Here is a 24,654-nt window from a genome sequence, read left to right as displayed (position 1 = left end):
TTTATAATTTTTAAAATGTAAGGTTTATCCCTGTCATATAAGTACGCGCCATAAACGCAGCACCGTATTGATTTCGACCAGCATTCTCTGGATCCCATCCATCGTAATCGCTAAAAACAAAAGGATTTTGAACAGTTCCATATATGCGCAGACTTCTTACACCTATTTTTTCAAGTAAATCGCTAGGTAGCGTATATCCCAAAGTCATATATCCTACTTTTACGAAAGAAACATCCATATAATGTGCTGCACCTTGATAAATACCACCATTCCCTGGCTGATACCAATCGTTAGTTGGATTTTCTGGAGTCCAATAATCAGTTCTATAGCCGTTAAATAATCGAGAAGGTTGATCGGCATATCCCCAAGCGTAATTACTGTGAAATACACTTCTATAAGTACTACCCTGACTGATGTTGATCAAGAACCCAAAATCAAAATTCTTGAAAGTCATATTGCTAGTGATACCACCTGTCCATTTTGGCGTTACCTGGCCTATAACTTTACGATCCTCATCAGGTGTAATTTCTCCGTCTCCGTTAACATCGGTTACTCTTACCTGCCCTGGACGTTGCCCATAAACAGCTGCTTCTTCAACCTCATCTAATTGCCAAATTCCATCATACTCATAATCATAAACTGCTCCTATTGGTTCACCTACACGGTGAATAAGATTGGTTCCATTCACATTAAAAATGATTTCATCCAAACCTCCGTAAAGTTTATCTAAGGTATTTTTATTCGATGCAAAATTGAAGTTGGTCGTCCATCTGAAGTCTTCGCTATTAATATTGGTAGTATTTAAAGCTATTTCTATACCGCGGTTGGTAGATTCACCTACGTTATCATATGTTCCTCCATATCCAGTAACACTAGGAAGCGGAGTATAAAATATGATATCGGTATTTTTTCTTTCATATAAGTCGATAGAACCTGAAATTCTATTATTCAAAAATCCAAAATCGATACCAAGATTGATTTCTGTTGTGCGTTCCCAAGTTAAATCCTGATTTGCTAATCCGGTTAAATATGCCGTAGAAACAGAAGCATCTCCCAAGTTAGTAGCACTTGCACCTAATAAGGACTGAGATGCCAACGGCGCTAAACCTCCACCAGAACCATTATTCCCCGTTTGTCCATAACTCACTCTTAGTTTAGCGTTAGAAAAAACATTTTGCTCTTGCATAAAGTTCTCATCTATAACCTGCCATGCAAAAGCTGCTGAAGGGAAAAAGGCCCATTTGTTATCGGCAGAAAGTATGGAAGAACCATCATAACGACCTGTGGCTGTAAATAAATATTTGTCTGCTAAAGTATAATTAATTCTTCCCGTATATGATTCTAAAGTTTGTTTAGAAAAACCACTCGAAAGATCTCTAATATCTAAACCAGCTCCTAAGTTATAAAAGCTATACTCGTCTGTAGTAAAATTACGTACCTGGTTGTAATAACCTTCAGATCGTTCCATAAAACGGGAAACTACACCAGTAAACTTAAAGGCATGCACGCCACTTTCAAAATCATAATTTAAAATATTATCCCATGAATAAGAGAAGTAGTTTGAATTATCTACTTGGGCTCTTCTATTCGCTACGTTTCCACTACTACTTTTTGTATATAGTCCGCGATATTCTCCATAACGCTGATATTTAATGTTTGGAGAAAATTTTGTAGTCAGCATTAGATTTTCTAAAGGCTCGATCTTTAAGGCAATATCTCCTATATATTGTAAAAATCGAGTTTCTCTTATTTCATTCTGAACATCGAATAATGGATTTGTTATCTGTGTTTCTTTTTCGATTGGTCTAAATCGAAGTGAACCATCTTCGTTGTAAGGTCTTCCTATGGGTTTTAAGCGATAAGCACTTCTAAACGCCTCATTACTTCCCGCATTTTGCTTTGCTGAAGTTAAGTAATTGCTCAAACTGATATTTAACCAATCTGCTAGATCGCTATTTAAACTAGCCCGAACATTATACCGATTGAAGTCTTCTCCTTCAAAATTCCCTTCATCTAGCGTATAAGCCAGACCGGCAGAATAAGTTGTTTTTTCTGTACCTCCACTTAAATTAATAGTGTGATTGGTTTGAAATCCTTTTTTAAGTAATAGATCTACATAATCTGTACTTACACCATCGTTTATGTTCTGAAGTTCTTGTTCATCTAGATAATCTGAAATATCTACATCATTACGTCGTGTACTCAAGTCACCGTCATTACTGGCAAAAACCTGTCCTACTGCTACATCTCTCAATAACTCAACATAACCTGGACCATCGTAAACCGGAGGCAAATTATAGGCTTCTCTAAATCCTACATATCCGCTATAATCGATCTTTAACTCTCCGTTTTTCCCTCTTTTAGTTTCAATTAAAACGACTCCGTTACTACCTCTAGAGCCATATATTGCTGTAGCTGAAGCATCTTTCAAAATATCCATGCTACTTATATCGGCAGGATTCAAAAAAGAAATATCATCTACAAATATTCCATCCACAATAAACAATGGGTTTTGACCAGGATTAAATCCACCACCACTAGCCGTCTCGCTAGAATTTATGGTACTAGCTCCTCTTATTCGAATATTAAAACCACCAGATCCTGGTTTATTATCTGTTCGTTGAACCACCACACCCGGTGCTTGTCCTTGCAATGCAGATACCGCATCTACTTTATTAGCTTTTTCAATATCTTTAGCGCCGACTGATGCTACAGATCCCGTTAAATCCTTTCTTTTTACGGTACCATAACCAATAACAACTACTTCTTCTAGCTCTGCACTATCTTCTTCTAGTTGTACATTTATTGTTTCCTGCCCTGTGTATGTAACTTGAGAAGACTTATAACCCAAGAAACTAAAAGTTAAGATATCGTTTTCGTAAACTTCGATAGAAAAATTACCATCAAAATCAGTAACCGCACCTACAGTGGTTCCTTCACGAATAACATTTACTCCGGGAATAGGAATATCATTAGCATCTGTAACAATACCTGTTACCGTCTCCTGCGCAATTCCAGGAGTAGCAATACCAAGTAATATGACAATTAATAATAGTTTAAGTTTTTCCATTATCATTTATTTAGTTAATTGTTAACATTAATTAAGTAATTCGAGAAGTAAAATTACCCACGTATTGCTTTCAACTAATGGACAAAATGATCAAAAACATAGAAAATAACACTAAACTATAACGTTGTAAATATTAATCAAAAAACGAAAAAAGCATGTATATTGAAGAACATAAAAAACTTATTTACAAATACTTATTGAAATATTTGACAAAAAAATCCATATTCTAGGCAATTATATCCATGCAGTAAAAAACCGCTTTAAAAAAAATAAACCTTTATCTTGTCAACTAAAACCTACTAATAGAATTATTAAGTATTCATTCTTAATATAAATTCGTTTGCTTAAAAAGAAATTATAGTAATACTCTTGAAAGATTCATCACAATAATTATATATTTCTTGAAAATTCTTTTTTCAGCATCTACAACTAAAAGACAACCAAAGTATTAGTTTTAACGTATATAATTGTATAGAAGATAAAATGATGGCACAATTACTGATAATTTTAAAAATATTAAGAGTTAACTCTATGAAAAAATACTTTTTAATAATATGGTTTCTAGGAAGCATATTTGCATTTAATGCTTGCTCTAGCGACGATATTGAAGAAGATCTGGTTGAAGTAAAAGATAAAAACGAAGATCCCGAACCAGAAGTCGATGATGGGGATGTTATAGATGAAGAGGTAAATACTGATCTTCAAATAAAAAGTTTTATTTATCGCGGCTTAAACGATGTATACTTATACAAATCTGATGTTGTAGAACTTGATGATGATTTTTTTCAAAATGATGAAGAAGAAAAGAATTTTTTAAACAACTTTAATTCTCCTGAAGGACTTTTTAACTCATTACTATCTAATCAGGATAGATTTAGTTACATAGTCGATGATTATCAGGAACTGGAAGATCAATTCGATGGGATTAGTGGCGCTACAGGTATAGACTTTGGTCTAGGGCGAATAAGTGGAACAAACAATCTTTTTGGATTTATAAGATACATCTTACCCGGCACTTCAGCCGAAAAAGCCGGTCTTGAACGTGGTACTATTTTTACCGAAGTTGACGGAATTGCACTCACTGAAGCTAATTACTTTGATTTACTTTCAAGAGAAACGTTTACTATCGATATAGCCTATGTAGAAAATGGAGCACTCCAGTTAACAGATGAGACTGCAACCCTATCTGACGATCCCTATACAATGAATCCCGTTTTTATCACTAAAGTATTAGAGATTGAAAATCGAAAGATTGGCTATCTAATGTATAATAGTTTTATAGCGAATTTTGATGAAGAGTTAAATGCGGCCTTTGCAGAGTTGAAGTCTGAGGGAGTAACAGACTTAATATTAGATCTTCGTTACAATGGCGGTGGATCTGTAAATACGGCTACCGCTTTAGCAAGTATGATTACCGGCCAGTTTGAAGGAAAGATATTTGCAAAGGAAAGGTGGAATGAAGATTACCAGAACTACTACGAAAATTTTGCACCGGACCGATTGATTAATGAGTTCGACTCACAATTAAATTCTGGAGAGAGCATTAATAGTTTAAATCTAAATGAAGTGTATATTCTCACCACAGGATCTACAGCTTCAGCTAGCGAATTAATTATAAATGGCTTAAGTCCGCATATTAATGTAGTTCAAATTGGTGGACAAACAACTGGTAAATTTCAGGCTTCTATCACACTTTACGACAGTCCTAGCTTTGGTAAAGAAAACCGAAGTGAAGAGCATACCTACGCCATGCAACCTTTAGTTTTAAAAATGGCTAATGCTGATGGATATACCGATTTTGTTGATGGCCTTACTCCAGACATTTTTATAGAAGAAGAGCTAGGTAATTTAGGAATTTTAGGCGATCCTGAAGAACCATTTCTTGCAAGAGCAATTGATGAGATACTTGGGAGAACAAGCGTACGGTCTAAAAGATTTTCTACTAACAGTTTTAATTTTAAACAAATTGGGGAAAGTGGTATGATGAAACCCAACTATCAAAAAATGTATATAGATAAAATTCCTGAAATTAGGGAATAAATAAAAAAGCCCCTTCAGTCGGTACTAAGTACTTTCCTAAGGGGCTAACATCGCTAGCAGCAAAATTTTTAAAATAGATAAAATATCTAACGCTCAAACTTTTGAAACTTAACTCTCGATAACAGTTCATTGTAAAATGCTTATTTCATTTTTTTGTAAGCAATTCTCAAAACCGTATTTTATATTATTTAAAGCTGAAATTGAGCTAAAATATAACTCTATATTTTGTCATGAAATCATATTAGCCGTTTCCTTTTTAATTTCAGGTGTTACCTTTCTTCTTTTTTCTCCGTAACCATATCCATACTTGTTGCCGTATCTTAAATTAGCAAATTGGACACAATTTAATACACAACAGATATTCTGTAAAGTACCATCATTGGCATCCTGAATAAAATCTAAACTTTCTTTCTTTGTACTTCCTGCCTTTATTAGGTATAAAGTAAGATCTGAAAATTCACTAAGAATAGCTGTATCTGCTACCAACATTAATGGAGCGGTATCTACTAGAATAAAATCATATGTAGCTCGAACGTGATCAAAAAGCGTTCGTAATTTGTCCTCTCTTAATATTTCAACCGGATTATGAGGAATGCTTCCCGAGTAGATTATATCTAGATCTTGATGAAAACTTGGTTTTCTTACAATATCATCAACGGTCGCATTATCTGAAAGGTATTCACTTAATCCAATAAAATTTTTAGGATCATCTGTATATCTTTGTAACTGTGGATTCCTTAGATCTGCTCCAATTATTAAAACGCGCTTTTTACTATTAGCAAGGGTAATCCCAAGGTTTATAGTAGTGAAGGTTTTTCCTTCTCCTTTAGATGAAGATGTTAGAAGAATCACTTTTGAGTTTTGATTATCAAATGTCTTTTTTAAATAGGCATTTAAATTTGTCATTAAAATCCTAAAAGATTCCGCTAATACAGATCTATCTTTGCGCTGTATCAAAAAATTCTTTTTTAACCTTCCCAAAGTTGGAATTTCAGCAATTAACGGAATTTCAGCAGACAAATACTCTTGTAAATCTTGTTTACTTCTAACCTTTCCATCTAACGTCTGAGAAGCAAAAATAATCGAAAAAGGCACTAGCAAACCTAATAAAATTGATCCCAAAAAAATACTTCTAGGATTGGGAGCTACAGGAATGCCCGTGCTATAAGCTTCGTCTACAACTTTTGCTTTGGGTTCTGTTACGGCTAAAGCTAATGTATTTTCTTCCCTTTTTTGCAATAAGTATAAATATAAAGATTCCTTTATTTTCTGCTGTCTTTCTATACCTCTATTTTGCTTCTCCTGAAGAGGAATTTCTGAAATCTTAGAATTAATATTATATGATTGTCTTCGTAAATCATGTAAAGAAATTTGAAGACTGGATCTAGACTGCTTTAAAGATTGAATTATATTATATTTAATCTGAACTATATTATCATTAATCCTTTTTACCATAGGATTCTTTTCCGTAGAACTGTTTAATAATCTGTTGCGGTCTAGAATCGATGTATTATATTCTGAAATTTGTTGATTTACAGCATTAGCTTCAAGTCCTAGATTTGCAGGAATTAAATCATCATTATCGGTGGAAGCTAAAAATTGTAAAATAGTATTAACTAATTCTAGCTGAGTTCCTATTTCTTGTTTTCGTTTACTGTATTCACTTGCATTTTGAACAAACATTTCAGACTCCGATGATAAATCGGTTAGACGATTCTCTTTCTTAAATTCTACTTTTCCCGTTTCTACGGAATCTAATTCGGTATTGATAATCATTAAACGCTCATTTATAAAACTCGCCGTATTTTCAGCAATTAAATTTTTATCTTCAATAGCATCCTTATTATATTCTAAAATGAGTTGATCTAAAACATGTTTGGCTCTGTTTGGAACGGCATCTGCAAGTTCAAACCTTATCACGTTCGAGCTATTTTCACCTTGCATTAGTGCTACTTTATTACCGTAGTTAGCGGCTACAGATTCCATTGAATTAAAATTTACATCTACCGGCAAATTCAGTCCACCAGATTTTGGATTCGTAAGAATAATCTTTGAAAAGCCAATATCAATAGGCTCGTTACTCTTTACTCTATATTCTTTTAAGTCCTTACGATCTAAAATTTTAAATTCATTATTCCCTAAATAAGTAATGCTAAATTGATTGGAATATATATTAAGTTTTTTAGGATCATATGTCAACATTTTCACTGTAAACGGCTTATCATCATATAATTCTATAGTGCGAAACCTACCCTCAATAGCATATGAAATATTTAAGTGAAGCGCCTTAACCACTTTCTTCATTAAGTGTCTTGATTTTAAAATAGAAACTTCACTCTCTATCTTTTGCGATCCTAGTCCGAATAAACTAGCATCGTTAATTCCATAAGCTGCTTCAGAATTTCCTTGTGAAGCATCATTTTTTATAATAATGCTTGCTGTTGCCTTATAGATCGGCGTAGAATATTTTAAATAAAAATATGCGCCACTCAAAGTAATAATTAAAGCTAGTATAAACCAATACCAAAATTTGGTGTATTTTTTTATTTCAGAACCAATTTTTTTCTGGTGATTACTTTTAATATTGTTATTCATAATGACCAAAATTTAATTATTAGTTATCAAAACAATTGTTGAAATAATTACGGAAGCTAATGATAGATAGCTGGAAGCCGTACCAAGAAAACTAGCTGACTGTCTTCTTGCACCCACGGGTTCTACATATACAATATCATTTTGCTGAAGGTAATAATAAGGTGAACTTACTACATCAGCATCACGCAAATCCACATACTTTCTTACCTGTTTCCCTTTAATTTGCCTTGCTACTAGGATATTTTTTCGTTTACCATAAATCGTCATATCGCCGGCTAATCCTAATGCTTGTGGCAGGGTAATATGATCATCTTCAATAACAAATGTACCAGGACTATTTACTTCTCCTAAAACACTTATTTTAAAATTAAGAATACGCACATTTACGATGGCATCTTTAACATAGTCGCTGATTTTAGTTTTAATTCGTTCGGCTAGTTCGATATTTGTCAAGTTCGTGACTTTAATTTCACCAACCACAGGAAAAATTATATTTCCTTCATTAGAGACCAAGTAGGTTTCTAATTCGATATTTCCCGGAATTCCGGTTTGGCCTGCAGATTTAATCAAGTTAAACGGAATTGCCGCATCTGGTTCTTCCGTAGATACCCGTATGGTCAAGACATCATCGGGTTTAATTTTTACGTTATTTTCTAGGTCTAAATTTTGCTCACCTTCTCCTTGCAAATACGCAATTTTTCTGCGTGAAACACAGGAAGAAAAGGAAAGCATAACTGTTACCAATAAAATAAATGAATTTGCTGCTAGTTTCATTACTATTTATTTAAAGGTTAATTATGTTTTGATTCCTAATTTTAGAACCAACGATATAAATTTTTGGCGTCTACCATTCTAGGAATAAGATGGTGTGGGATCTTTCTACCAATTTTAAACATAAGTGTTAAATACCCTGCGAGTTTATGATATTTAATAATCTTAATATCTTCAGATGATTTTTTTTTCTGTAAAGCCAGAGTTGTACTTTTCCCTCCTAACCTCATTTTTACTATCCAGTCCTTTAGATAAAATTTTTCAATTTGCTGATTTTTAAACCATCTCAAAGATATATCGTAATCACCGGCTATAGAGTAATTTTTATTGTATAAGCCATATTCTTCATATATCTTCCTCTTCACATAAATTGTAGGATGTAATGGAATCCATCCAAAAAGTAAATGAGTATTCTTAAAAGGATTAGAAGGATAGATTCTTTTAATTACATCTGGGTTTTCTTTGCTCACAAATACGCCTTTCCCGTATACTAGATCACTACCAGAAACTTCAAAAGCTTTTGCTATTTTTTCGATAGTTTTTTCAGAATGAAAAAAATCATCAGAATTTAAAATACCAACTACATCGCCGGTTGCACGTTCTATACCTTTATTATAAGCATCAAAAATTCCCGAGTCAGATTCTGATATATAACAATCAATACGGCTTAGGTAAGGCTTAATTTTTTCCTGAGTACCATCTGTCGAGTTCCCATCAATTATTATATACTCTATATTATGATAGGTTTGGTTTAATACTGATTCTATACATTCTGTTATGGTATCCTCATTGTTGTATACCACTGTTATTATTGAAATTTTCATAATATACTATTTATTGGATCATAGTTAAGTTTTGCTCTTGTTGTAATAGCTGGTCGAAATAAGTCACCGTTTTTATCAATCCTTCTCTTAATTGAATTTTAGGTTCCCATCCGTTAAGATTCTTTTTGGCTAAAGAAATATTCGGTCTTCTTTGTCGAGGATCGTCTTTTGGCAAAGCTTTAAAGCTTAATTTTGATGAAGATCCTGTTATTTCTATAATAGTTTCTGCTAATTCTAACATGGTAAACTCGTGAGGATTCCCAATATTTACGGGTCCTGTAAATCCTCTCTGGGTATTCATCATTCTCACCATTCCTTCTACTAAATCATCTACATATTGAAAGGATCTTGTTTGATTACCATTTCCAAAAATGGTTAAATTTTCACCTTTTAAAGCTTGTACAATAAAATTAGACACTACTCTACCATCGTTTGGATTCATATTAGGTCCATACGTGTTGAAAATGCGTACAATTTTTATATCGATATTATGTTGATTATAATAATCCATGAACAAAGTTTCTGAACATCGTTTACCCTCATCATAACAAGATCTTGGCCCAATAGTATTTACATTTCCCCAGTATTCTTCTGGTTGCGGATGAATATTAGGATCTCCATATATTTCACTAGTGCTGGCCTGTAATATTTTTGCTCGTACTCTTTTAGCTAATCCTAGTGTATTGATCGCCCCCATAACAGAGGTTTTCATTGTTTTGATAGGATTATACTGGTAATGCACGGGAGATGCGGGACAGGCAAGGTTATAGATTTCATCTACCTCAGCCATAAACGGCTCCGTAACATCATGTCGTACCACTTCAAAATATGGATTATGCATTAAGCTTACGATATTTTGCTTACTACCGGTGAAATAGTTATCCAAACAGATAACTTCATTTCCTTCATTTAATAATTTTTCGCATAGGTGCGATCCGATAAAACCAGCTCCGCCAGTAACTAAAATTCTTTTCATGTTTTAAATTTTTACTTAAACTTTATTCAATATTTCTTGATTCCATCGAGGTTTTTCGAAATCCAAATTTGTTTTTCTACACACTATATTTGGTTTAATATTCGAGGTAATAACAGATCCTGCCGTAATAACCGCATCTGTACCAATAGATACATTAGGACCTATAAAACTACAAGCGCCAATCCAACATCCATTATTTAAATAAATAGGACCATTGCGATAAGGCATTGATGGTATTCTATAATCATGATTTCCACCACATAAAAAAGAGCGTTGTGAAATACAAACATTATTACCTATTACCAGTTTTTCAAAGTTTAAAAGACAACTTTCTTCACCTATCCAAACATGATCACCTATTTCTAATTTCCAGGGAAAATGAATATTCACTCTCGGTTTTAAAGTAATATTGGTGCCAACTTGAGCTCCAAAAGCTCTTAATAGGAAAACTTTTAAACTTGAAGGGCAAGGAATAGCGGATAGAAAAATGGTAATTTTAATAAAATACCAAATTATTTCTTTGAACTTACTAGCGCCTCTATCCAAACCTAATTTTGCATCGAAATCCGCAAGTCTAACCCTCGACTGAATATTCGAAGTATTTTTCATTCATAGAATTATTTAGTTCTATAATTTTCTCTGCTATAGATTGATACTGAAATAATTCTTTAAAACATTTTTCAGCATTATATGTCATCCTTTCTTTATTTTTACTCGAAATTATCATCCATTTTGAAAGCAAATTCAAAACGCCTTCAAGGTTATCTTCTTCTACCAAACCTGCTTCAAAAGCAACTATTTCGTTATGAATATTAACCTGATTTGAAATCAAAACAGGCTTACGACAAGCAAGAGCTTCTACCGTTGCAATACCAAAATTTTCTTGATGACTTGGCAATATAAAAGCTTCGCAAGCATAAAACGCACCCCATTTTAAATCGCCAGTTAGCATGCCTGGAAAAATAAAATGAGACTTAAATTCTGGCCTAGTCTTAATTAGATTGATAATTTCTAATCCGAAATCAGAATCGATTCCCGGTCCTGCAATGACTAATTTTGGCATTTGTATGTTGTCCAGTAATTGTAAAAAGGCTTTAACAAGTAAATCGAGTCCCTTTTTTCTATTTATACGGCCTAGAAAAAGTAAAAAATCATCAGAATTAGTTAGTCCTGTTTTATCGTAAAACGCATTAACCATTGAGGTTGTACACCTCGGAGGTGCCTTTATACCTAAACCAATAACTTTTTCAATTTTAGGCTTATAGGGTTTAAACGGTAATTTTGCGAGATCTAATTCTGTTTTGCAAGTAAATAATAGCGCATCGCATCCATTTATCACATGCCTTTCAATGATTTGCCAATAAATTTTATTTCTAATTGCTTTTAACTTTCTATCTGGAGCATTTTGAAAATAAGGATCTAACATCCCGTGAGGCATTACAAATACTGATGGTTTTTCACCATTTCTTTCTTTTAATGCTTTATAAGTTGCAAAACTGTAATATTGCCATAAGCCATGTATAATCACTGTATCGTAATTCCCAAGATTACATATTAACCATGGTAATAGTTTTTTGGAATATTGCCATGGATTTTCTGCAGGACCAAAAGCCAAAATTTTAAAATCATCTTGAAACTTCATTTTTGGGTCGTCTACCGAAACAACATCACTTTCAACATTTCTATGCTTTAAAGATTCTATAATCATCCTTATGGCCTGGCATACACCTCCAGCTTTGGGATCCATACGATCAACAATGTGAAGTATTCTCATGATTTTCTAAATAATAAGATTGGTATAAAACTTCTATCGAATCCAAGGCAATTTCACTATCAAATCGCTTAGCATTTTCGATACCTTTTGAAATTATTTCTTTTCGATCTTCTGAACTTAAAGAAATAACTTTTTCGATCGTTTTTGCTCCAAGATCAAACCATCTATTTTGATCTTTAGTTGATCGCTTCGGAATATAAAAAGCGGCTTCTGCCCCTACTTCGGTCATAGGTGCTTCGCCGGTTGTTATTACGGGACAACCTGAAGCCATAGCTTCGGCAATTGGCCAGCCAAATCCCTCTGTATAAGATGGAAATAAAAGAAACGTAGCTGCCGCATACAATTGCTTAACCAGCTTATCTTCAACATCATTAAAAAACAATATATCGTTCGAAAAAAAAGATTTTTCAGTTAAAAAAGATTGTTCCTCCGTTGGTTTTGGGCCAACCATTACTAGGGGTAAATTATGATCATAATTAGTACGCCAATAATCGTATAATTTAATTACACCTACTCTATTCTTATACCATTCGTTATTTCCTATGTGGAAAATAAAACCTTCTGATAAATTCTGATTTAATAATTTGCTTAAATAATATCGAATTTCATTAACCGAATTAGTTGGATTAAAATCCTGATTCAAACCATTATAAACTACTTTAGTTGCAGAGTTTTCAATAGGAACTATCTTATGTAGATCCTTTCTAGTTGTTTCAGAAACAGCTATAAAATTTCTGGCTTTAGTAAATCCATTTTTAATAATTGCTTGATACACTTTACCTAATCTACCAACTTTAAAACCTTCGATCCCGTCCTTTGCTGCTTTTTGAGCTATAAAATCATGACAATGAACTACGTGCTTACGATCTTTCAAAAAATTCATCCATGGTCCCAGAGCATGATCGGTTAATACATGTAAGCCTTCATCCTTTTTTCTTATTTTTTTTTTAGCCTGTAAAGGAAAAATCAGTAATTGGTCTATATATCCCAAGTACTTTTTTAGAGTAGCTTTTTTTGATAAACCTGCGAATACTGCAGAAGGATACCAAATTTCTACATCGTGTCCACGTTTAGCCATTCCTTTTGCCAACATCTGGGTAAATCTGGGCATACTTTGATGCCCCAAAAAATTGGGGTGTGAATAAAATATGAGTTTCATTTGATATTATTTATTAGAATTAATAGCAGCCATAATGAATCCTCCTACCAAAACTCCAAATCCTAATGCTGTAGGTTGGGCCCATTGCCCCTGAGGGATTATTAAAAGCCCAATACTTAAAAGCATCCAGGCTAAGGGTTGGCCTAAAACTAATTTAGCGTATGCTTTTAAAGTCATGGAAACGCATAAACCTAATCGAATAAAAATAACTGCCAGACCAAACAAAATTCCCATTTCACCAACCAAACGTCCCCATTCCTCTTCTGCAATTAAAAAAGTAGTTTCACCAGTAAGCATCATACTACCAGCATTGGTTCCTAATCCTAAACCATAACCAAAAAATGGTAAATTTTGTGAAGTAGAATGCTCTATTGCACCTAAAAGCCCGCCTAAATAGCGATCGAGTAAAGTACCTTCAATCCCACCTTCAAATTTACTGGCTGATTCTATTCTAGTAGAAAACACTTCTGTACTTTTTTGAAAAACTTCTGTAGTTGCAATTAGGCTAAGTGCTATAACTAAAAGTAATGCGGTTGCTACTATCCTGCCTGAAAATTTTCGGTTGATTATTCCTGTCATGCATGCAAAAAAGAAAGCGATTACAACCTGAAATAACAGTGTTCTACTTATTGAAAGTGGAATTGCGATAAACAAAGAAATTGCAGAAAAAATTAATAACCATATATTTATTTTGTTACGCTCTAAAAAAAAATAAAATATAAATGCTGCCAATACCGCATAAAACATTGTATTTCCAGTAGTAAAAGAAAACGTGCCCGGCGGACGAAAATATCCCATAGCACCACTAAATCCTGCGCCTTCCATATCGCCACCAACACCTCGGTTTACCCAGGCAGATTGTGGACTATAAAATTGTAATGCTATTAGAATTGTCATAGGAATTGAAAGCCAGAGCATTACTTTGCCAACTTTTACAACATCACTGGTTGTAAAAACCTCACCGATGATAAAGATAAGCGGGAAATGTAAAATCAAAATTCTGGCGCCATACAAGGCTACAAACATATTGCCATGACCGGTCAAAAAAGTAGTAGTTAATGACAGTAAAGCAGTAAATACCATTGAAACCAAAAATGACGAATATGGTATTAGGTCACGCTTCCAGGCTGCATAAATTAACCAAATGGCTATTGGATCTCTTACAATTAATAGCGGAGCCGATAACGAAGGGAAGACCCATTTTCTTAAGGCTCCTTCAAATAAAAGTAGGATAAAATATAACCAAATTCCTTTTTTAAGAATTAAATTATAAGCATATGCAACTTCCTTACTATCGGCTATACTTAGCGATAAATTATTCATTATAATTAATTAAAAGTGATCTCTCATTGCCTGAGCAAGTTCTTCTCCATATTTTTTCCATGGTCTGTTAAATGCCGATTCTAAGGCATTTTTTCCTACCTGCGCTATAATTTCTTTGTTTTCCAGAATTTCTTCAACACAATTTTTTAAACTCACTGTAGAACCCGCCTTCATTAACCAGCCATTTTCTCCGTGTTCAATCAAATCTGGCCCGGCAGTCCTTTCGGTAGTAATTACCGGTGTACCCTGCGACATTGCTTCAGTTATCACCATACCAAAACCTTCAAACAAAGAAGGAAATAAAAGAACGTCGTGCTCTTTCATAAGTTCAAGAACTTTTGCATGAGGGATACTAGAAATCCAATGATGTCTTTTTACGGCTGAATTTAAAGCTTCACAATCTTGTGTTGGTTTTTGCCCAACAATAGTTAGGCTTACATGATTCTTTAAGGCATCTGCTACCTTAACAACATCTCCAATACCTTTTCGCTGCTCTAGCCTTCCTACAAAAAGTAATTTCAACTTATTTCTTCTTTTAATATTTGAATAGCTTCGTTTGGTGGTAGGGTTTGGAAAACCATAGGGAACAACCTTTACATTGCTAAGAATTCCGCCGAAATCTATAAGGCTGTTTTTCGTAAAAGTACTTGCCACAAAAATTTTATCTGCTAATTGTAATTCTCTATCTTTTTTTGCCATTTTTTTAGGAGAATCTTGTAAGCCGGTAAGCGTAGCTACCCACTCAGGAGATCTTTCATGTTCTTTCTCCAATAACTTTCTGGCATGTTTCCAATAGCCAATAGGCAAATCGTAAAAACAAGTAAGTCCCAGCTTTTTGGCTTCTAAAAATGTATTAAGCGCGCCATCTTCGTAAGCATAAACCCCTTTTGCTCCGTTAAATTTTGCTTTTTTAAGTCTTGATTTTGTTTTAAAATCAATATCTCGGTATACCGAATCTACAGAAAAAATTCCTGTTTCGTGTTTAACCAAAGATTGAAAACCAAACTTACCAGAAACGATTCTACCGGTTTCTAACCAGGGAGAACATTTTGTGAAAGGTTGTAAATTAGAAACAAAGCTTCTTCTTTTTATTTCTGAAAATGTTTTAACGTTAGAAAGTTTATCTAAAAAACTACCCGGAAATGATGCTACCGAAGTATTAAACTCTTGCAGCATATTTTTATCTAATAAACCGTCTAACGCCCAACGATTAAACTGATTACTATTGGGATGAGAAACAATTATTTTCATATTATAAATTTTTGTGATTAATTTATGCAAGCGTGGTTTGCTGTATTTCTACCTTTTTTATGGTATCAAGAAACATTTCAGCAGTTAAGTGTACTCCGTTATACGTTTTTTTTCTTCGGAATTTATTTTCCTGTTGCTGCCATGGGATGTCTAAACTAATTTCATCTATAAGATGAGGATCATTAAATGTCGAAAAGCTTTCGTCTTCTCCTGCTAAAATTATAGGCAGACCGTGTTCTCTATAGGCCGCTACGACCCCACTTTTTCCTAAAATTTGAGGCGGAGTAAGTGCCAATCCAGCATCTGCATATTGGAGTAATGCTGAAATTTGTATTTTATCGAGTTCTCCAAAAGAAAAAATATTCAGATCTGATTTTAAATTCTTTAATTCATTTTCCAATGCCTTCGCATTATCTTGATCTGATCTTCCTGCAACTAATAAGCTTATTTCTCTTTTCCCTATCCAATTAAGAAATTCTCTTTTTTTCCAAGCGAAAGGTATCCTCCCAAAAAGTAGAATTTTGGTAGATCTTTCAGGAATAATAAACTGCTTGCCATGTATAAGCATTGGAATTAAATCCAAGGCATTTTCGCAAAATGGAATATTACTAAAAAGCGGCAACACTTTATTTCTTATCCCACTTTTACTTAATAAGTCACTAAATGCTCTATTACTTGTAAAAACTCTAATTGGCGCAATACCATTTATGAGTTGTTTTATAATAATCTGTTGAAAATATCCAATAATTTTATGCCGAATTAAATCTTCTTTTGATCGTCCTATCCAGGGCTCATGCATCATGATACTTACTTGATGAGATTTTAATGCTTCCACCAAAAATTTATGAGCCACAATAGGTAAACCCTTTTTATGATAAGCATAAATAACATATTGAAAACTTATATGGTCAGGACTAACGGTATCGCATATATTTTTAAATGTTCGATATTTTTGCTGCCAGTTTATTTGGGCAGGAATTCTGCAAATCTGAATGTCTTCTCTATTTTCTTCTCTAAAAACTTTAACAAATGAATCGTTCACACTTACTAAAACAACTCTTACTCCTAACAGTTTAACCGCTTTAGCCAAATTGAAAGAATAATCGCCTATACCATCCTTAGAAGGTTCCAGACAGCCGCATGTGATTATTAAACTCTTCATTATTTCTACTACTAATTTTTTTTGCGGGGATTCCGCCCCAAATTTCCATTGAAGGTATAGATGTGGTAACCACAGATCCAGCAGCTACAATGGCTCCGTAGCCAATGGTAACTCCTTTTAACACGACAACATTAGTACCCAGCCAAACATCATCTTCAATTTTTATAGCCTCGACCTCTGGTGGTTGTAGTCTAATTTTTTGATCTATGCGATGATATCCATGATTGTGATCTATAAATTTACAGCCAGATGCAATAAGTACATCTTTACCTATATTTATATGATCACAAATATTAAATTCTGAATTTGATCCAATATAAACATTGTCTTCAATAACTATAGAAGGCCCTGGACGCCATATCCCATCATATCTAAAATTCACATGGTCTTCACAAATACAATTTTCCCCTATACTAACTTGGTGTGGCCAAGTGAAATAAGCTTTTTTTATTACACTCTTAGATCCTATTTTCAAACCCGCCAAGACTGCCGGGAGGAGACATATCTTAGCCCGCCAAAAGTGATAATAAATTGAAAACTTAAAAAGAATCTTATGAATTAGCATTAAAGTGATACTAAGCTATTTGCTCAATTTGCCTTACCACTTCTTTAGAAACAACATTCCATTTCCTATCTATCACGCTCTCCCTTGCATTTTCGCCCAATTTATTTCTGAATTTTGGATTGTTGATCGCTAATTCTATTTGATCTGATAGATTTTCAAAATCTCCGGTTTTAAAAAGTAGTCCGTTTATTCGATGCTGAATTAAATCTAATTGTGCACAATTATCTGAAGTGATACAGCATAACCCAGAAGCCATTCCTTGTAAGAGTGCCAAAGATTGACCTTCAAAAAAACTTGGAAGAATAAATATATCGCATTTTTCGTATAAGCTTTTTTCTTCATATTCATTGAAAGTTGAAACGATATCGATCTTTGAATGCAGTTCTGTTGGAAACTCTTTTAAAATATCTTCCTTTGGAAAAACTGTTCCAAATAATAACCATTTCACATTTATATCTTGGTCTGCTAATTTTTTTGCCACTTTTGTAATTAATCCAGTTCCCTTTCTTTTAATCCAGGTCGCAGCAAAACCTATAACACATTCTCCGTTTTTTTCTTTCGTTATACAATTTGCAAGAAAATCTTCCTTTACTCCATTTCTGAAAATGACAATATCATTAAATTTTCTATTATATTTTTGGATCCCATAACTCTGATCCTCCTTGTTAGATAAAAGTAACAAATTAGCTTTTTTCAGCCCTTTATTACAATTTACTAATCGCCACACCGGAAATAATATCTTGCTCTTAAAACTAACTGGATCATGAAACTGTTTATAAGCCTTATTTCTTAAATTCCATTCTCGCTGCTCAATTCCATGACTAAAAAGGGCTACCGGAATATTTTTTCCAATAAAGATACCTGATACCGGCTCATGAGCTAAAATAACATCAGGTTTTTTAGCAGCATACTTTAACCTGAAAAGTTTATAAGCTTGCTTAGGGAATTGCGATGGATGATTTGTCTTAACCTCTTCTTTTCCTAAATGAATAAATTCGTGACCGGCTTCTTCAAAAGCCTTCTTCCAGAAATAAGCAATTCTGCCCATCCCTGAAAAAGGATCCAATTTTATATCTGCTACATGTAGTATTGTTAGTTTCATATTATTTGGTATAAAATTTAACGTTTAAAAACACAATTCTACCTAGGTTTTTAAATACATAGAAGGATTTATTATATCTAGATTTCAGCAATAGCATCCCGTATTTAATTGCTTTAGTTAATTTTCTGCGATGAGCGTAATAAGCAAAAAACACTTCATTAATTTCTATATCTGTCCATTTCTTGGCAGGAGCCAATTTGATGCTATTATTTTGATGAACAGCTTCCCTTATCTTTTCAACACGGTTTGAAAAATCGTGGTACAGATTAACCTGCTTATAGCCCTGCAACGCAATTCGATTTCTTTCTTTGTCATTTTCTAAATAGTATTTGATCTTTTGCAGCAACTCTTCTGTAGTTGTATAGGTTACAAAATGTTTTCCTGCTACAAGACCAATTTCATTTAATTCTGTTGGCTTTTTAGTTATTAAAAGTGCTCCAGCGGCTAAAATCTCGAAACATCTCAGATTAGCATCAATCATATAGTCGTCCCTAGAAATATTTATTGCAATCTTAGAATTGGTGTAAATCGATATTAGTTCATCTTGATTATAAAATTTATTAATATCGTTCGTCTTAAAATTTTCGCTGATAGCTTCTACCTGTTCTTTTCTTATTTTATAAAACGAACCATCTAGTCGACCAACCCAACCTACATCAAATGCTCTATCTGCTTTGAAATCTGGATAAAGATTCGTCTCGACCGCATGTGGTAATAAAGTAACACTTGGATGACCTTTCTCCGCGAGCAATTCATCATACTTAGGATGGAAAATAAATGCATGATCAAAAAGCATTGCTTCGTTAAACCTTGCACTAGTACCGTCGTAGGTGTCTATTTGAAAGCATGCGGTTGGATAATTTAACTTTAAAATATTTTCAGGAATAATTGCTTCACAGGGATCTGGATAAAGAATTAAAAAAATCTCACCCTGCTTCTCCATACATTCAATAACGCTGTTTAATTCATAATCCAAACAGCAGACTATATTATAATCTTTTCTGAAAGCATTTAAATATGCCTTCCGCTCTCTGATAATATCATTATCTGAAGATAAGAAAATGATAATTTTCTTAGCCGGGTCTATAACTCTTATACAATGCATTTTTTCTCTTTTTTAAACCCACATTACTCTTTCAATTGATTTGGCATTGTAATCTTTTAGACTATGATTCCAATATTCTTTTATCCCGTCTTCCAATGTTATTTGAGAATGCCATCCTGTATCGCTTTTTAGTTTAGAGCTATCTAGGACATTTTTTCTAACATCAAAAGGTCTTAATTTTGCGTTTTTCACTTTAGGAACTATATAACCAGCTTTTGCGGCAACCTTAGAAATATAATCGAATACGTATTTTGTAGTAACTCCCCTGCCTGTACCAATATTATAAGTTTCACCTATCTTTCCTTTTTTCAGGGCGGCTATAATACCTTCTGCTACATCTTTAACATGAATATAATCTCTTACCGTACCATTTTTTCCAAAAATCTTCATCTCCTTTTTTTCTAAGATGGAATATGTTGCGGTAGCGATAAATCCCTGTCCTAAGAAAGGCGATTGCCCAATACCATAAGCATTACCTGGTCGCACGGTTATTACAGGTAATTTTTTATGACCATAATACATCGCTGCATATTTTTCTACCGCAAGTTTGGTAATTCCGTAGGGAGAAATAGGATTTGTAGCCGCAGTCTCAGATATTGGATTTTCATTCGTATTTCCATAGATAGCACCACCAGTGGAAACCATTACAATTCTTTTTACAGAAAACATGCTCATCCATTCAAGAAAGTTTATTACTGAAGGTAAATTATCCTTAATATCTGTTATAGGATCATCGAAGCTTGTTTTTGGTGTAGATGCATAAGCCAGATTTATTACACCATCTACTTTTTCCATTATTTGCTCTAGTTTCAAATAGGTTAAGCCACCCCAATGATAATAGTCTTCGATATTTCTCATTTTCGAACCAATCACAACAACTCGATGACCTTCAGATCTTAATTGATTTACTATATACTGACCGATAAATCCAAATCCGCCAAAAACACAATATTTTTCCATGCCATTATATTTTAATAAAATCGTTACTAAGCTGTTTTTCTTATTTGCTTTTGATTTTCCACAACTTTAAAATGAATTACAAAAGCGCTCTTAAATTCATATAATAAATCCATCAAGGCATAATCTATCCCTCGAAATCTAAACTTAAATGCATCTCGAAAAAGGCTGAAACTCATCATAGTTATGATTTTTAACCGTGTAGATAAATTATAATGCTTTTGGTGATCGGGATGCTTATCAAGAAAAATAAGCACACTTTCATATTCCACTTTGTATCTATTGTTAATAATACGCCATGGATGACATACATGAGCTTTGGGTACAAAAATTATAGGTTGTTTATCTTTTTGTACACGAGTTCTAAACTCTATATCTTCTAATTCAAATTTGAAATCTTCACAATATCCTCCTAACTTTAAATAATAGGATTTTCTAACCATTAAGTTGCAACTCCACAATAATCCACCCTCTGCATTTATAGGAGCTACTTCGTTAAAGCGCCTTTTTATTCGATCGGCCTCGGTTTTGCCTTCAAAAACATTTATCTCTGGATTAGCTTCGATAGCCTCGTTAAATGATTTTAACCAGTTTTTGGAGGGTAGACAATCATCATCGGTAAATGCAATCCAATCAAATTTAGAATATTTCACGCCATTATTCCTATTAGCCGCAGGACCTTTGGCCGGTCCCTTAACCCATTTCACCCAAGAAAACTTATTTTGAATTAAAGATTCTGCCGTACTCTTGTTTCCATCATCAGATACAATTATTTCGTAAGCTTCAGCTGGATAATTTTGCTCCTCTGGTGAAAGCAATTTTAAGCATTCTTCTAAATTTTTATTGCGATGTCGTGTTGGAATAACTACAGATATATTATTCATTTTCAATTTATTGAGGTTTATTTAAACACTTTCGAGCGCTTTTTTAAATCGGTGAATTTTAATCTTAAAATTTCGGAGAGAAATATTCTTGTTTTGTTGTTCTTCTTTGGCGATGTAATCCAGCCATTCCTTATATTCTCTTGGGTTGAGAAATTTTGTAAAATATTTATTTACCGGTAATTTTAGAAACTTGGGAACACCTGCCCAATGTATGATGTAAGGTTTATGATCTTCATCTCTCCAGTAAAGTTCCTCAAAATTAGACTCTACATAGTCTCCTGCCCAGGTGGACTGCATATTCGTAGGAGGCAACGTGAGATTGGTAACTTTAACATTCGATAAGCTTACCAGAAGGTTAATTGCTACCTGATCTTTATAGATATTAATTTTATCTAATAATGTTTCTTTAAATGTTCCGGAAGAGGTTTCTTTTAGACCTTCTAGCGTGTACAATGCTTTATCGCAAGCAAATTGACCTGCATTAAAAATAGAATTTTGCCAAATGGTACTTTTAGACTTAAAATATTGCTTTGTTTGGGCATTATAAGTATGATCTGGATTATTCCAATGCGTACAAGAGCTTATAAATCCTTCGTAATTTTTTAAAACTTCTTCCGGGTTTCTAATAAAAATAATATCAGAATCAACGTACTGATAGTTTTGAGTAAAAAAACACTGATATTTACGGCACATTTCAAAAATGTTGTTCTCCTTAGCCCATTCAATTAGCTGATTTTCTTCCCACCAAAAAGAATTATTGGGAAGATCAAATTTGTCGTCATTAAACGGAATAACCCATATAGGTAAATTGCAACCTGTTGCTCTTAAAGAACGTTCCATGGCAGAGAATTGTATCTTTACATGAGCGTTGGCAAGTGTAATAATTTTTTCTAATTTCATATCACAACGTATGGATTGAACAATATTTGCTTTTAAACAATTCTACTTTTTCCTGAAGTTGCTCCACTTTATTATCCAAGATTTTTTCATTACTCAAGAACTGTGGTGCATAGGCCAATTTTTGAAATTTTCCAATAAAACGATCTCTCTTCAGCAATTCGTTATACTTGAAATGTGCTTTAGACAATCCTTTCAGCAATACACCATTATCAATATTAAACCGCGTTGCAATTTTTTCTGATGTGGTTTGTAAATTGTAAGGAGCTTTAATATAATTGGCTTCATATTGCATATCTAGAGACGATGTCCAGTCGTTCCATTTAAGTTCATTAATAGAAGGATACATTTTAAGAGGTATCCAAGGAACTCTTAGCGTATCTGCAACTATAGCTGCATGCATCGCTTCAGCTATGATAACCTGCGAAGACTGTATGGCATCTATAACCTCTAAAAACGGAGAAAGAGGATTAATATAATTGAACCCAACACGATCGCAAATCTTCTTCCAATCATAATAGCAATCGCTTTGATGATGTGGCATAAATGACACTTTAAATTTCTTTTGCTTTATAGGAAAGTCAAAATCTCTAAGTAAAGCAGCACCATCTGTAATAGCTAATTTTGGGTCTACTCCAATTTTTTTTGCAGTTATTGGACCTCTTACACAAAATACATCATATGTTGAATCTATTTTAGGAACCTCTCCATAAGCAAAACCAGTACTAAATACTGCTTTTTTTTGAGCTTTTGGGAAATTGAACTGAAGTATTGAGCCAATACCTAAAAAAATTGAAGTTGGATCCTCATCAAAAAAATTAGGGATCAATTTATTGAAGATGTACGGATTTAGCGCGTCTCCAAAATTCTTATTCTTTTGGTAGTAAATTAATTTCATTTTTTGTCTTATTTAAGCCAATTATGGTTACCAGTATTTTATTTAAAAGATTGAAAACACTTAGTACAATACTAAAAACCAATACATTATAAGTAGAACTTAAATCCATAGTATAAATCATAATAATCTGTAATAGAACATTCGATGAAATACTTACTATAGGGATCCACGACCATAACCATTTTCGCGAACAATTCATATCCCACATTAAAACATTTATAAATAGGATACTAGAGTTTAAGATCAACAATCCTACTTCTTCTCTCAAATGAGAATATTTTTCACCCATAATCCAAAGCAAAGGCTTAGGAAAAGAGAAACCAATAGTTATTAAAACAATTGCAATACAGCTTCCAATAGCCAATATTCCCAGTATTTTTTTACCTAGATTTTCTTTTGATTGTCTGGCCAAATAAGGAACTATTAAAGTTGAACTAGCCATATTAAAAATCACAAAAATTTGTCCTAATCTTCCTAGTGCACCAACCTCAGCAATATTTTCAGAAGCTCCAAAAATCCCAATAATAAACAACGAAATTTGGGCACTAAAAGCGGAATAAACTATTCCCGGAATTACAGGTTTTACATAGCTTAAAATTTCTTTCCTAGTTTTAGGATCGCTAGATACAGGTTCTTCTATAAACTCCTGCGATTTTTTTCTAAATCGTTCTCCATTATAAAAAACCCCAACACATGTAGTGAAAGCAGCAAGCCATGAATTTATAACTGATAAGAGATATGCTGCCCACAAAAACAATAGTCTAAATAAACCGCTAGTAAGCTGAACATTATACATTTCTTTCAACTTCCGATGAATCATTAAAGGGGTTATATAAAAAGCTGTATTTCCTGTAAAAAATAAATTAAGCAGTATACACAACAATAACAATAGTGTTATATGTAAAGGCCAGCCATGCTGCAAAGTCATATATGGAAATCCAATTATACATATAAGACTAACTATAAAGAACATTCTATTTCTAAAAAATTTTCCTCCTTTTATATAATTACCTAAAACCTTTTTATCATGTATTCTATTGCCAACTAGAGCAACAACAGAACCAGAAACGCCCAGTTCGACCAGCACCTGTGCTGTACTCTGAAAAGCGAATGCAATACTATACTGCGCGTAATCTTCTACGGATAACCAATGGATTAAAAAAAAACCGCTTAACAATTGTATAAGCTGTACTGCCCCCTGGCCTATTATAAAAACAAAAAACACCTTAAACCAGTTATGATATATAATATTAGAAATACTAATATTTGCAATTAGTTTGTTTATCATTTAAATAAAAAAT

Annotated in this window: 20 protein-coding genes; 1 reads left to right on the top strand and 19 read right to left on the bottom strand. The window is 33.4% G+C overall.

Going from position 1 to position 24,654, the window contains the following annotated elements:
• Positions 1-10 precede the first annotated feature (10 nt).
• Positions 11-3,070, bottom strand: a complete 3,060-nt coding sequence (locus PBT91_RS03820) for a SusC/RagA family TonB-linked outer membrane protein (protein ID WP_270060464.1) — start codon at positions 3,068-3,070, stop codon at positions 11-13.
• Between the two features lie 531 nt (positions 3,071-3,601).
• Between PBT91_RS03820 and PBT91_RS03815 the strand changes: the two genes are divergently transcribed.
• A complete protein-coding gene (locus PBT91_RS03815; protein WP_270060463.1) occupies positions 3,602-5,110 on the top strand; it encodes a S41 family peptidase in 1,509 nt (502 codons plus the stop codon).
• A gap of 228 nt (positions 5,111-5,338) precedes the next feature.
• On the opposite strand, the gene PBT91_RS03810 is transcribed toward PBT91_RS03815, so the two are convergent.
• The 18 genes from PBT91_RS03810 to PBT91_RS03725 all read right to left on the bottom strand — a co-directional run bounded on the left by PBT91_RS03810 (position 5,339) and on the right by PBT91_RS03725 (position 24,641).
• A complete protein-coding gene (locus PBT91_RS03810; RefSeq protein WP_270060462.1) occupies positions 5,339-7,705 on the bottom strand; it encodes a GumC family protein in 2,367 nt (788 codons plus the stop codon).
• A 12-nt stretch (positions 7,706-7,717) separates the two neighbouring features.
• Complete coding sequence (locus PBT91_RS03805) at positions 7,718-8,479, bottom strand: polysaccharide biosynthesis/export family protein (protein WP_270060461.1); 762 nt, start codon at positions 8,477-8,479, stop codon at positions 7,718-7,720.
• 41 nt (positions 8,480-8,520) lie between these two features.
• A complete protein-coding gene (locus PBT91_RS03800; protein WP_270060460.1) occupies positions 8,521-9,300 on the bottom strand; it encodes a glycosyltransferase family 2 protein in 780 nt (259 codons plus the stop codon).
• Between the two features lie 10 nt (positions 9,301-9,310).
• Positions 9,311-10,276 (bottom strand): UDP-glucuronic acid decarboxylase family protein, encoded by a 966-nt coding sequence (locus tag PBT91_RS03795; RefSeq protein WP_270060459.1) that lies wholly within the window; start codon positions 10,274-10,276, stop codon positions 9,311-9,313.
• Positions 10,277-10,291: 15 nt separating this feature from the next.
• On the bottom strand, positions 10,292-10,885 hold the full coding sequence (locus PBT91_RS03790) for a WcaF family extracellular polysaccharide biosynthesis acetyltransferase (RefSeq protein WP_270060458.1): 594 nt from the start codon (positions 10,883-10,885) through the stop codon (positions 10,292-10,294).
• Positions 10,851-12,050, bottom strand: coding sequence for a glycosyltransferase (locus tag PBT91_RS03785; protein ID WP_270060457.1), 1,200 nt, complete (start codon positions 12,048-12,050; stop codon positions 10,851-10,853). The genes PBT91_RS03790 and PBT91_RS03785 overlap by 35 nt, the downstream gene beginning before the upstream one ends.
• A complete protein-coding gene (locus PBT91_RS03780; RefSeq protein ID WP_270060456.1) occupies positions 12,028-13,209 on the bottom strand; it encodes a glycosyltransferase family 4 protein in 1,182 nt (393 codons plus the stop codon). The genes PBT91_RS03785 and PBT91_RS03780 overlap by 23 nt, the downstream gene beginning before the upstream one ends.
• A 6-nt stretch (positions 13,210-13,215) precedes the next feature.
• A complete protein-coding gene (locus PBT91_RS03775) occupies positions 13,216-14,532 on the bottom strand; it encodes a hypothetical protein (protein WP_270060455.1) in 1,317 nt (438 codons plus the stop codon).
• Between the two features lie 9 nt (positions 14,533-14,541).
• Positions 14,542-15,783: a glycosyltransferase family 4 protein gene (locus tag PBT91_RS03770; protein ID WP_270060454.1), complete on the bottom strand. Its 1,242-nt coding sequence runs from the start codon at positions 15,781-15,783 to the stop codon at positions 14,542-14,544.
• A gap of 22 nt (positions 15,784-15,805) precedes the next feature.
• The gene (locus PBT91_RS03765) at positions 15,806-16,945 is read right to left on the bottom strand and encodes a hypothetical protein (protein ID WP_270060453.1); all 1,140 of its coding nucleotides are present in this window, start codon (positions 16,943-16,945) and stop codon (positions 15,806-15,808) included.
• Complete coding sequence (locus tag PBT91_RS03760) at positions 16,902-17,420, bottom strand: acyltransferase (RefSeq protein ID WP_270060452.1); 519 nt, start codon at positions 17,418-17,420, stop codon at positions 16,902-16,904. Before PBT91_RS03760 ends, PBT91_RS03765 begins: the two co-directional genes overlap by 44 nt.
• A gap of 100 nt (positions 17,421-17,520) precedes the next feature.
• Positions 17,521-18,612 carry a glycosyltransferase family 4 protein gene (locus PBT91_RS03755; RefSeq protein WP_270060451.1) on the bottom strand — a complete coding sequence of 364 codons (1,092 nt, stop codon included), beginning with the start codon at positions 18,610-18,612 and terminating at the stop codon, positions 17,521-17,523.
• Position 18,613: 1 nt separating this feature from the next.
• Positions 18,614-19,717, bottom strand: coding sequence for a glycosyltransferase family protein (locus PBT91_RS03750; RefSeq protein WP_270060450.1), 1,104 nt, complete (start codon positions 19,715-19,717; stop codon positions 18,614-18,616).
• Positions 19,718-19,729: 12 nt separating this feature from the next.
• Entirely contained in the window at positions 19,730-20,677 is a 948-nt protein-coding gene (locus tag PBT91_RS03745; protein WP_270060449.1) for an NAD-dependent epimerase/dehydratase family protein, read from the bottom strand.
• 26 nt (positions 20,678-20,703) lie between these two features.
• Positions 20,704-21,558, bottom strand: coding sequence for a glycosyltransferase family 2 protein (locus PBT91_RS03740; RefSeq protein WP_270060448.1), 855 nt, complete (start codon positions 21,556-21,558; stop codon positions 20,704-20,706).
• 21 nt (positions 21,559-21,579) lie between these two features.
• Positions 21,580-22,458, bottom strand: a complete 879-nt coding sequence (locus PBT91_RS03735; RefSeq protein WP_270060447.1) for a putative nucleotide-diphospho-sugar transferase — start codon at positions 22,456-22,458, stop codon at positions 21,580-21,582.
• A 1-nt stretch (position 22,459) separates the two neighbouring features.
• On the bottom strand, positions 22,460-23,353 hold the full coding sequence (locus PBT91_RS03730; protein WP_270060446.1) for a polysaccharide pyruvyl transferase family protein: 894 nt from the start codon (positions 23,351-23,353) through the stop codon (positions 22,460-22,462).
• Complete coding sequence (locus PBT91_RS03725) at positions 23,325-24,641, bottom strand: lipopolysaccharide biosynthesis protein (protein WP_270060445.1); 1,317 nt, start codon at positions 24,639-24,641, stop codon at positions 23,325-23,327. Before PBT91_RS03725 ends, PBT91_RS03730 begins: the two co-directional genes overlap by 29 nt.
• Positions 24,642-24,654: the final 13 nt, after the last annotated feature.

Source organism: Zunongwangia sp. HGR-M22, assembly GCF_027594425.1.
In the GTDB taxonomy this organism is placed as follows: domain Bacteria; phylum Bacteroidota; class Bacteroidia; order Flavobacteriales; family Flavobacteriaceae; genus Zunongwangia.
The sequence above is the reverse complement of the archived record's forward strand: the minus strand, read 5'-3'. Positions and strand labels throughout refer to the sequence as shown.